12 protein-coding genes and 1 pseudogene are annotated in these 10,607 nt (G+C 51.5%); 7 read left to right on the top strand and 6 right to left on the bottom strand.

What is annotated here, in order from left to right; all coding sequences use genetic code 11:
* Positions 1 to 170: 170 nt before the first annotated feature.
* Positions 171 to 2,258, top strand: coding sequence for a S46 family peptidase (locus tag GKO01_RS15100; protein WP_099287727.1), 2,088 nt, complete (start codon positions 171 to 173; stop codon positions 2,256 to 2,258).
* A gap of 18 nt (positions 2,259 to 2,276) precedes the next feature.
* Positions 2,277 to 2,780: a molybdenum cofactor biosynthesis protein B gene (gene moaB, locus GKO01_RS15095; RefSeq protein ID WP_077804051.1), complete on the top strand. Its 504-nt coding sequence runs from the start codon at positions 2,277 to 2,279 to the stop codon at positions 2,778 to 2,780.
* A gap of 39 nt (positions 2,781 to 2,819) precedes the next feature.
* On the opposite strand, the gene GKO01_RS15090 is transcribed toward moaB, so the two are convergent.
* The 5 genes and pseudogenes from GKO01_RS15090 to hxlB all read right to left on the bottom strand — a co-directional run bounded on the left by GKO01_RS15090 (position 2,820) and on the right by hxlB (position 6,681).
* On the bottom strand, positions 2,820 to 3,326 hold the full coding sequence (locus GKO01_RS15090) for a transposase (RefSeq protein ID WP_235993402.1): 507 nt from the start codon (positions 3,324 to 3,326) through the stop codon (positions 2,820 to 2,822).
* Between the two features lie 46 nt (positions 3,327 to 3,372).
* Positions 3,373 to 4,204: pseudogene (locus GKO01_RS15085) on the bottom strand (transposase).
* Between the two features lie 124 nt (positions 4,205 to 4,328).
* Positions 4,329 to 5,441, bottom strand: a complete 1,113-nt coding sequence (locus tag GKO01_RS15080; RefSeq protein ID WP_099287726.1) for an S-(hydroxymethyl)glutathione dehydrogenase/class III alcohol dehydrogenase — start codon at positions 5,439 to 5,441, stop codon at positions 4,329 to 4,331.
* Positions 5,442 to 5,468: 27 nt separating this feature from the next.
* Positions 5,469 to 6,098 carry a 3-hexulose-6-phosphate synthase gene (gene hxlA, locus GKO01_RS15075; protein WP_099287725.1) on the bottom strand — a complete coding sequence of 210 codons (630 nt, stop codon included), beginning with the start codon at positions 6,096 to 6,098 and terminating at the stop codon, positions 5,469 to 5,471.
* 4 nt (positions 6,099 to 6,102) lie between these two features.
* Positions 6,103 to 6,681, bottom strand: coding sequence for a 6-phospho-3-hexuloisomerase (gene hxlB / locus GKO01_RS15070; protein WP_099287724.1), 579 nt, complete (start codon positions 6,679 to 6,681; stop codon positions 6,103 to 6,105).
* Positions 6,682 to 6,783: 102 nt separating this feature from the next.
* Between hxlB and GKO01_RS15065 the strand changes: the two genes are divergently transcribed.
* A complete protein-coding gene (locus GKO01_RS15065; RefSeq protein ID WP_086649806.1) occupies positions 6,784 to 7,713 on the top strand; it encodes a LysR family transcriptional regulator in 930 nt (309 codons plus the stop codon).
* Between the two features lie 32 nt (positions 7,714 to 7,745).
* Here the strand turns inward: GKO01_RS15065 and GKO01_RS15060 are convergent, their stop codons facing one another.
* Positions 7,746 to 8,651 (bottom strand): LysR family transcriptional regulator, encoded by a 906-nt coding sequence (locus GKO01_RS15060; protein ID WP_077804047.1) that lies wholly within the window; start codon positions 8,649 to 8,651, stop codon positions 7,746 to 7,748.
* A 119-nt stretch (positions 8,652 to 8,770) separates the two neighbouring features.
* Here GKO01_RS15060 and GKO01_RS15055 point away from each other — a divergent pair, with 119 nt between their 5' ends.
* From GKO01_RS15055 to GKO01_RS15040, 4 genes are all read left to right on the top strand, one after another.
* Positions 8,771 to 9,166, top strand: a complete 396-nt coding sequence (locus GKO01_RS15055; protein ID WP_086649793.1) for a (R)-mandelonitrile lyase — start codon at positions 8,771 to 8,773, stop codon at positions 9,164 to 9,166.
* Positions 9,167 to 9,193: 27 nt separating this feature from the next.
* Positions 9,194 to 9,937 (top strand): SDR family oxidoreductase, encoded by a 744-nt coding sequence (locus tag GKO01_RS15050; RefSeq protein WP_086649792.1) that lies wholly within the window; start codon positions 9,194 to 9,196, stop codon positions 9,935 to 9,937.
* 10 nt (positions 9,938 to 9,947) lie between these two features.
* Complete coding sequence (locus tag GKO01_RS15045) at positions 9,948 to 10,184, top strand: tautomerase family protein (protein ID WP_233142722.1); 237 nt, start codon at positions 9,948 to 9,950, stop codon at positions 10,182 to 10,184.
* 16 nt (positions 10,185 to 10,200) lie between these two features.
* The coding region (locus GKO01_RS15040; RefSeq protein ID WP_145994797.1) for a transposase at positions 10,201 to 10,607 on the top strand (407 nt) is incomplete at its 3' end.

The raw sequence follows: 10,607 nt of genomic DNA, 5'->3' as shown, positions 1-10,607 counted from the left end.
GGTAAGGCTATTTGTTATGTTATAACGTAATGGTAGCGACCAAAAATAAAGTTTTCAACGCGAATTAACAAACTACAATTCGTTAAACAGGGAACAGGAATTATTACAATGTAAAACGTTAAGAAAATTTATATTTCCGTATCTTTAAGGTCCTTCAATTGGGTTTATTTATGAGAAAAAAATCAATTTTGTTTGCGGTTATTCCTGCGTTTATTGGATCTGCTCAGGCTGAAGAAGGCATGTGGACGTTTGATCATTTGCCTGTGCGTCAGATGAAGCAGCAATATGGGTTTGAACCCTCTGTCGAATGGATTAACCATGTCATTCAGTCTTCGGCACGCTTGGCGGAAGGCTGCTCTGCCTCGTTCGTATCAGGTGATGGTTTGGTGATGACAAATCATCATTGTGCCAATACGTGTCTCACGGATCTGTCTGACAAAAATCACGATTATTTCCATGATGGTTTCTCGGCTCGAGAGGTCTCAAAAGAGCCTCAGTGTCCGGGAATGGAACTGGATCGTCTGGATCAGGTGAAAGATGTAACGGGTCGTGTCGCAGAAATGACCGCAGGAAAACATGGCGCGGAATATGCCAAGGCTTTGCAGGTTGCCAATAGTGTCCTGACCAAGGAATGCGCGGTGGGTGATGCCTCACACTGGCGTTGCGATGTCGTGACACTCTATCATGGTGGACAGACGGCGCTTTATCGCTACCGCCGTTATCAGGATGTCCGTCTCGTGATGGCGCCGGATCAGGATATAGCATTCTTTGGTGGTGATCCCGATAACTTTACATTCCCGCGGTATGATATTGATCTATCGATGCTGCGGGTGTTTGAAGACGGCAAGCCGGTTCATACGCCGTTTTTTAAATTCGATCCAAAGGGCCCCAAGGCTGGTGATCTGGTCTTCACATCCGGAAACCCAGGACGCACACAACGCTCGCTTCCGGCCAGCGCATTGGCATTTCAACGAGATGTCAGTCTGCCAACCATTATTGCTGCTTATTCGACCCTTGAAGGAGCGCTGTGGCAGTATTCCAGAGAAAGCAAGGCCCACTTAATTGACGCACAAAATACGCTTTTCGGTGTTCAAAACGCACTGAAATCCCTGTCTGGCACAGCAAAGGCTTTGCGTGAACCTGGAGTAATAGAAAAGCGCAAGACGGAAGATCAAGCCCTTCAGGCGTGGATTGACGCAGACGCAGAACGTCGCAAGACTTATGGTGAGCCGTACAAAAAAGTAGAAGCCGCTCTTGCTGTGCAGCGTCAGTATTATGAGCATGATTTTGCCATAACACGCACAGTCCATGGTCTGCTGGGGGATGCTGTTATGCTGGTGTCAGCAGCGCATGAACGAAAGAAGCCAGATACAGAGCGTCGGGCCGGTTACCATGATGCGGAATTAGCCGCACTTGAAACCGAGATCGCGGCGAAAGTGCCGGTGCATACTGAATTGGAAACTACGACTTTGGCGTTAGGTATGACGACCATGCGCCAGATACTGGGTGAGGATGATGCAGCGGTCCATCTGATTCTGGGAACAAAAAGCCCGGATGAGCGCGCCGTAGAACTGATACAGGGCACGAAACTGGCGGATCCCGCAGAGCGTCTTGCGCTTTACAAAGGTGGCGTCAAAGCCATTGAATCATCCAAAGATCCAATGATCGTTCTGGCACGTCACTTACAGCCGGTTCTGGACACGATCCGCAATCGCAGCCGTGACCAGATTGAAGCACCGATGCACGAAGCCCAGGGTACGATTGCACGGGCCCAGTTTGCGCGTGCTCAGGCAGAAGGAAAGGCTGATACACTTTATCCGGATGCCACGTTCTCGCCGCGACTGTCTTACGGCACAGTCAAAGGCTTCCAGGATGGCGCAAAGGTCATTGCACCCTTCACGGATTTTGCAGGGATGTACAAACATGCAACGGGCAGTGATCCGTTCCGTCTGCCGCAAGTCTGGTTGGATGCGAAGCCACATCTAAACCTCTCTACGAAGCTTGATTATGTGTCGACCAATGACATTGTCGGCGGCAATTCAGGCTCCCCTGTTATTAACCGTCAAGGCGATGTCGTTGGCCTGATTTTTGACGGTAACCTCGATAGCCTGGCGGGCGATCTTTATTACGACATCGAGCGCAATCGTGCTGTTTCCACGGATACAAGTGCCATCATGGCTGCGTTGAGGATAGTGTATCACGCTGATGCTCTTGCGGATGAACTTGAGACGGGGAAGCTAAAGTCGCGTCCGGAATAAAAGTGGAAAGATAATAACTTGAACAACTCTATACCCGTTCGGATTGCAATTCTGACTATTTCAGATAGCCGGAATTTAGAAACCGACATTTCTGGTAAGATCTTGGCCGACAGAGTCATGGAGGCAGGGCACGTTCTTGCGGCTAGGTCGATTGAAATAGATGATATCAATCGAATTACTGACGCGCTCAATATCATGATCGATAATAAGGATGTTGATGTTATAATTACCACAGGAGGAACTGGATTAACCAAACGAGATGTCACTCCGGAAGCATTCGATCTGGTTTTAGATAAATACATTCCCGGTTTTGGAGAGCTGTTTCGAATGTTGTCTTATAAAAAGATAGGGACCTCTACAATACAATCTAGATCCATGGCGGGAGTGTCCCGTGGGAAATTACTATTTGCGCTTCCCGGATCACCAGGCGCAGTCAAAGATGGGTGGGATGATATTTTAAAATATCAGCTAGATAGCAATCACAAACCGTGTAATTTTGTCGAAATTATTTCAAGGATATAAATAAACCCGCAACTGTGTCTAAGCGGCGGAGCTAATGCGCTATGGCACTCCGGTTTTGAGGATAGCGATTGTGACGAGACGCCGTGCGATAGCGACGATCATCAGTTTATGTGGTTTACCCCGCTGTTTCATGCGTTCGGCGGCAGCTTTCAGAACAGGATTATGGCAGGCAGCTGTTAATCCTGCCTGGAACAGCACGTGGTGGAGAGATCTTCCTTCCCCTGAAATGACACGTTTTCCGCACATTGCACCACTATCGTGAGCCATTGGCGCAAGTCCGGTCATGGCAGCGGCTTCTGTCGCTGTCATGCGGCCGAGCTCTGGCATTTCTGCGAGAAGCATGACGACTGATACCGGGCCGATACCAGGAATGGAACGGAGAAGCTGTGCTTTGGCGGAGAGTTCTTCTGCCTCTGCGATAACGATTTCAATCCGTTGTTCAAGCTCGCGGATCTGGCTTTCGCGAAATACTTTGGGCTGTTGTCCATATGGAGGGATCGAAGAACCGTTTGTTGATGTGCCTTGGTTCTGATTCTGCGATGGCATCCGGTCTGCATTTTGAGCAGATTGGGGGCTGTTACCCGCTGGATGACTACGCGCTCGCGTTGATCGGCTCCAGGAAGAGGAAGCGGCGCATGTTGTAGACGATATTGGCGAGCCCGATCCTCATGGTGGCCCGGGTAATATCGAAAGTTCGGACGAACAGCCCTGTCTGTGATTTCTGATCGGCAAAGACGTGCTCGACGCGGGATCGGATCACGGACTTTCCTGCATTGGACCGCTGGATATGGAGTGGCCAGATCCGTTGACGGGATCGTCCCATCATCCTGCCGCTTTGCTTTGGTGAACTTCAGTGTCCAGCGCGCATGGCGATCCTTGTGCGACAGCTTTGACGGCTTGTCCTGCCAGTCTTCAGGAATACGCCCTGCCCGGAGGTCGGCTTTCTCAGCATTCGTATTGCGCTGCTTTGGAGCGGCTACCAATGTTGCATCCAGGATCTGGCCTGACATCGGCAGATAACCGGCGTTCTGCAGGGTCGCTTCAAACCGGTTAAACAGCCCATCGATCGCACCCGCCTATGTCAGGCGTTCACGGAACAGCCAGACCGTTTTGGAATCGGGCACCCGGTCCGACAGTCCTAGACCGAGGAAACGCATGAAGGACAGGCGGTCGTTGATCAGATATTCCGTTCGCTCGTCGGACAGATTGTTCAGCGTCTGGATGACCAGGATCCTGAACATCAGCACCGGATCGAACGGGGGACGGCCGCCTTTGATCCTGTCTGAATAGGCCAGAGCCTTCTCCAGATCAGGGCGGAAGGCCTCAAAATCCACAGTCTGGGAAAATGCTTCGAGCTGATCGCCAAGCCCGCTTAACCGGGCCAACCGCTCTTCAACTTCAAAGAAACCAGCCTGCTTCATCATCCACGCCCTCAATCAATGTAGGAGAACTGGAATCACACAGAGAAACTCAAAACTAGAGGGGTTTTCGAACCCTCCAGCTTATTCAAGCCTAAAATTGTCCGGACAGACGGGTCCACCTATTCCCTCAATGGAAGTGAATAACCGACCGAATAGATTTTCCTTCATGCATGAGATCAAAAGCCTTGTTAATCTGATCCAGATGCATGGTATGGGTGACAAAAGGCGCAAGCTCAATGTCTCCCTTCATAGCGTCTTCGACCATGGCAGGGAGCTGGGAGCGACCTTTGACACCACCGAAAGCAGAGCCTTTCCAGACACGTCCTGTGACCAGTTGGAAGGGACGTGTCGAGATTTCCTGCCCTGCTCCAGCGACACCAATAACAATAGATTGTCCCCATCCACGATGCGCGGCTTCCAAGGCTGAGCGCATGACATGGACATTGCCAATACATTCGAACGTATGATCGATGCCCCAGCCACTCATCTCGATCAGCACCTCATGAATTGGCCGATCAAAATCTTTGGGGTTCAAGCAGTCTGTAGCACCAAACTGGCGTGCTAACGCAAATTTTTCCGGATTGGTGTCAATGGCAATAATGCGCCCTGCTTTCGCCTGCCGTGCCCCTTGAACCGCAGCAAGACCAATACCGCCCAGGCCGAAGATAGCAACGGAATCCCCCGGCTGAACATTGGCTGTATTATGCACTGCGCCAATACCCGTCGTGACACCGCACCCTAAAAGGCAGACGTGTTCGGGATTGGCCTCAGGATTGATCTTAGCCAACGAAACTTCTGCAACAACCGTATATTCGCTAAACGTCGAGCAGCCCATATAATGATACAGAGGCTGACCATTATACGAAAAACGCGTTGTTCCGTCAGGCATCACACCTTTGCCCTGAGTGGCACGAACAGCAATGCAAAGATTGGTTTTCCCAGACAGACAAAACTCGCATTTCCCACACTCCGCCGTGTAAAGCGGGATCACATGATCTCCTGGGGCAACACTTGTGACACCTTCGCCAACCTCGACGACAATGCCAGCGCCCTCGTGCCCCAGCACAACTGGGAAAAGCCCCTCCGGATCATTGCCTGACAGGGTGAACGCATCTGTATGACAGACGCCAGTATTCGTTATCCGAATGAGCACCTCTCCTTTACGGGGAGGCGCAACATCAATTTCGACAATTTCAAGCGGTTTCCCTGCTTCAAAAGCAACAGCAGCCCGTGACTTCATGTTCAGCTCCTTAATTATTTTATTGCTTCATTTGATGGCACTGCGCAGTCTTCGGGCTGCGTCCTGAGGATCCTCCGCGCCATAGATTCCCCCTCCCACGATAGCAACTTCGGCACCTGCATCCCGAACTGTCACGATTGTAGAAGCATTGATCCCACCCGCTACGGCGAATGGAAGCACGCTTCCGGAAATTGTCTTGAGCAGATCAACAATGCTGTACCCAGGTAAAGATTGCTCATCCAATCCCGCATGGAGTTCGACGTGAGAAACCCCCAGATCTTTTAGTTCGGAAATCCGGGAGAGACGGTTCTGTGGAGGCACACCAATCAAATCAGCAACGACCCGTTTTTGATACGTATGTCCGGCTTTAACGGCACCTGCGATCGTAGCATCGTTCGCAAGGGCCAGCACGCCAACGGAGTCAGCCCCCGCTTCAAACGCCATGGTGGCTTCAAGCTCCCCGGCATCCATTGTTTTATAATCTGCGAAGAGTTCTTTCTCTGGATAAGCAGTCTTGATAGCCCTGAGAACCGCTAAACCCTCTGCTTTGACGAGCGGTGTACCAATTTCGATAATATCAACATATGGCGCAACCTTTCCCAGCAGAAGGAGAGCATCTCGCGTGCGCAGAAGATCCAAAGCAATCTGAAGTTTCATGACATTATTCCCAATTTGCGTGACGGGCCCAAAGCACGTCCTTTTCGAGGTGGTTGGCCTGCCAGATGGCATGAAAGAGGCTGTCCAGAACCAGAATGGCCGCCTGTTCGAACAGCGACCCGGCGTACTGAACCGTGGATCCTCTATGTGAACTTTGCTTCCCAGCAGCATCTATGATGATCGAGACAGTCGCGATCTGGCTCAAGGGACTGTCCGCTGCTGTGGTCAGGGCAATCACATCTGCTCCCGCACGGACCACTTTACGAGCGATCGCGAGCATACTGTCCGTGCTCCCGGATCCTGACGGAATAATTACGACATCTCCGTAACTTACGGCCGGTGCCGTTGATTCAGACAGCATGTGGACCTTCAGTCCGAGATGCATGAACCTCATTGCGTTCATTCCCATCCCAATGCCACTGCGACCGGCACCTGCAAAATACAGGCGCGGCGCAGATGCGATCATGCGTGCTGCCCTTTTACAGTTCTCAATACGTACAGAGTGTAAGGCATAAGAAATCTCAGTCACGATTGTCGACAGAGCGTCGGAAACAGCCTTCGTATCGGGCGATATAAACGCCATGCTTCCCCTCCCCTGACTCTTTTTGATTGACTGGCTTATCTGCCCCAGAGCCGTTGCCAGAAGATAAGAGAACAGCCAGGATCAAACAAACAAATGAGGTCAATGGTGGGTATCGATCATATCAATTTGGCTGGGCTCGATTTGAATCTTCTGATCGCTCTGGATGCTCTTCTGGAAACGGGAAGTGTGACAAAAGCTGGAAAGCTGATGGGGATCGGCCAATCTGCCATGAGCCATAATTTAGGGCGTCTTCGAACTCTTTTTGGAGACGAACTGTTGACACGACATGCGGGCGGCATGCGACGCACCCCGCGCGCAGAAGCTCTCCGCCTACCCGTGCGAGAGGCCCTCAGTAGTCTTCAGGCTTTGTTGGGGCGTGAAACACCATTTGATCCAGCCACAGCTGAACGTCTTTTCAGGATTGCAGTCCCAGACAGTATCGAAATGCTTCTGATGCCTCGATTTCTAGCGTACCTTCAGGAAAAGGCTCCAGGAATTCGCCTGCGCCTACATAACGTTGATCCTGAATCCGTCCTCAATACGCTGGATGAAAATAAAATCGATCTCGCGATTGGTATAGGACCCTTCAGTGGTGCACAAACCCACCATAAAAGCCGTCTTTTAATGCGGGATGAATATCTGGTTCTCTTCAATTCTAATATCACAAAATTAAAAACACCACTTTCTCTCGACGATTTTCTTAAATTCCCACATCTGCTGACAAGCTTGCGACCTGGGGAGCATGGTGTGGTTGATAAGGCCTTGGCGCTCCTGGGATTGAGCCGCTCAATTGCCCTGACAACGCCAAGATTTATGAGCGTTGCTCCTTTGCTCGTGCAGGCTCCCGTGATAGCGACCATGCACAGCCGCCCTGCGCAAATGCTGGCAAAGATCTTCAATCTTACGACCAGTCCGCCTCCTGTAGCACTCACAGATGTCAGGATCGACATGATCTGGCATGGATCCTATGGAGACGATCAGGCGCACTGCTGGATACGCGACACACTATGGAAGATGGCGCAAATCCCTTAAAAATTTGTTCCTCAGTTATGACGGTATTATTTCTAAGAAACGGGAAGATGATATCTCATGGCTTCTACCAACGCTGCAAAAGCTGGTGAGTGTAATCGCCTGCTGGGATAATACAGATAGGGGCCTTCACACTCTAAGCTCCATTCAGAAAGCACCTCAACCAGTTGTCCCATTTCAATATCGGGCTTTGCCAGATCATAAGGAACGTAGCCCAACCCAATCCCATCAATAGCAGCACCGAGGACCAACATAGAGTTGCTAAACGTTGTTTGTCCTGCCACACGAAATGCGATTTCGCGTCCTGTCGGTTCACGAAACTCCCACTTCAGGTTTCCTCCAGCAGTCGTCATCCGCATATTAATACAGTTATGACGGCGCAAATCATGAGGCGTTGCAGGGGGCAGATGACGGTGAAAATAATCCGGTGATCCTACGACGCAAAAGCGCCAGTCGGGGCCCACACGCGTCGCGACCATGTCTTTCTCGATGGCTTCCCCGATACGGACTCCTGCATCAAAGCGTTCTGCAACGATATCAACAAAAGCGTAATCCATGCTGAATTCGATGTTGATGTCGGGGTATTGTTGGAGAAATTCGAGAAGTTTAGGTCGAAACACCAGTTCTATGGCCGCATCGGTGCATGTGATACGAATTGATCCGGCAGGCTTGCTACCAAGAGACGCAACTGAGTCGAGTTCGGTAGAGACCTGTTCAAGAAGGGGCCCGACACGCTTTTGAAGCTGCTCTCCGGCATCGGTAGTTGCAACATTTCTGGTCGTTCTAGACAGCAGGCGAACTCCGAGCCTTTCCTCAAGTCCTCTCACCGTGTGGCTCAAGGCTGAAGGCGTGACACCGAGCTCGGCAGCGGCTCGCGTAAAGCTTCGTTCCCTGGCAACCGCGAGAAAAGCCGTCAGTTCATTGATATGATCGCGTGGCATTGCTGAGCTTATTTCAAAGGTTCATGCACGTTATATGCTCTAATCGAGTGCAGCAAGATCCCTTATCGTGTTCGGCACAAGGCCTCGTCCGGCCTCACAGCGAAACACAGGAAATTTTTATGGAAATCTTCCGCGTAGGTCACAAGCCGTCTTTCAAAGGGCCCGGAGACTGGTTCACAGGCACGGTCCGGGTTGATATGCTTTTCAACCCCGCCGCTCCCGATCGTGTTCAGGGTGCAAACGTGACATTTGAACCGGGTGCACGGACAGCCTGGCATACCCACCCACTGGGCCAGACCATTATTGTGACATCAGGCGTTGGTCGCGTACAGAGATGGGACGGCCCCGTCGAAGAAATCCGTCCTGGCGACGTGGTTTTCTTCGAACCAGGTGAAAAACATTGGCATGGCGCCGCTCCAGAGACGGCCATGACCCATATCGCGATTCAGGAAGTCGAGAATGGGAAAGTCGTAGACTGGCTCGAGCACGTCTCTGACGACCAATACGGGCAATAAGTCAAATATTTATACGGGTGACACATCATGATTAAAGATAAAGTTGTTCTCATCACTGGTGCATCTTCTGGTATTGGCGAAGCGACGGCGCGGCTTCTGGCACGGCAGGGTGCGAAAGTTGTCCTGGGTGCGCGCAGAGAAGAGCGTCTAAAGGAGATTGTCAGTGCTATCAAAGACGAGGGCGGCACAGCGACCTACCTCGTGACGGATGTAACGAAGCCGAGTGATAATGAGGCTTTGGTCAACATGGCCAAAGAAAAATACGGTCGTCTTGATGTTATTTTCCTCAACGCAGGTCTGATGCCGACAGCCCCCGTATCCGCCTTGAAGACGGACGAATGGAATGCAGCCGTCGACATTAACATCAAAGGCGTTCTGAATGGCGTTGCTGCCGCCATGCCTCATTTTCTGGCACAGAAATACGGTCAGATCATTGCCGTTTCCTCAGTGGCCGGTCTCAAAGCATACCCTGGCAGCGCGATCTACGGCGGCACCAAGTGGTTCGTTCGCGATTTCATGGAGGTGCTTCGTATGGAGTCAGCCATGGAGGGTAGCAATATTCGCACCTCCACGATTTATCCTGCAGCGGTGAAAACTGAATTGCTCGGCGGCATTTCTGATCCCGGGGCGGCTGCAGCCATGCAAAAGCTGTACGATCAGCATGCTATCCCACCCGAACGTATTGCCGACGTAGTCTCGTTTGCGATTTCTGCCCCAGCAGACACAACGATCAACGAGTTTACAGTAGGGCCAGCCAATCAGGCCTGGTGAGGAATCCTCAATGCCGCATATCATCGTGAAGCTTTGGCCAGGTAAATCCGAGCAGCAGAAACAGCGTCTGGCGGATGCGATCACCCAGCAGGTTACCGCTATTCTGGGTTATACGGACGATGCGGTCTCGGTTGGTTTCGACGAGGTTGCTTCTTCGGTCTGGCGTGATCAGGTTTATAGACCTGGAGGGTTCGAAAAACCTTCTGGATTTGAGGGTTCCTCTGTGATTCCATCTCTCCTGCGTTGATTGGGGATGATGGCAGATGAAGCAGCCGGGTTTCTTTGATGTTGAAGAGCGGCTGGCCCGGTTAAGAGGGCTTGGCGATCAGCTTGAGGCATTTTCCCGGACTGTGGATTTTGAGGTGTTCCGCCCTGATCTGGAGAAGGCTCTGGCCTATTCAGATGGGAGCAAAGGTGGACGACCGCCGTTTGATCCCGTGTTGATGTTCAAGATTCTGGTGATCCAGACGCTGAACAATCTGTCCGACGAGCGAACGGAATATTTGATCAACGACCGCCTGTCCTTCATGCGTTTCCTTGGTTTGGGACTGTCGGACCGGGTACCTGATGCCAAAACGGTCTGGCTGTTCCGTGAGCGTCTGGCCCAGGCGGGAGCTATTGAAAGACTGTTTGACCGGTTTGATGCCACTCTGCGGACCGCCGGTTATCT

It is taken from the genome of Gluconobacter kondonii (genome assembly GCF_002723995.1).
In the GTDB taxonomy this organism is placed as follows: Bacteria; Pseudomonadota; Alphaproteobacteria; order Acetobacterales; family Acetobacteraceae; genus Gluconobacter; species Gluconobacter kondonii.
This window is presented reverse-complemented; position numbering and strand designations above follow the sequence as displayed.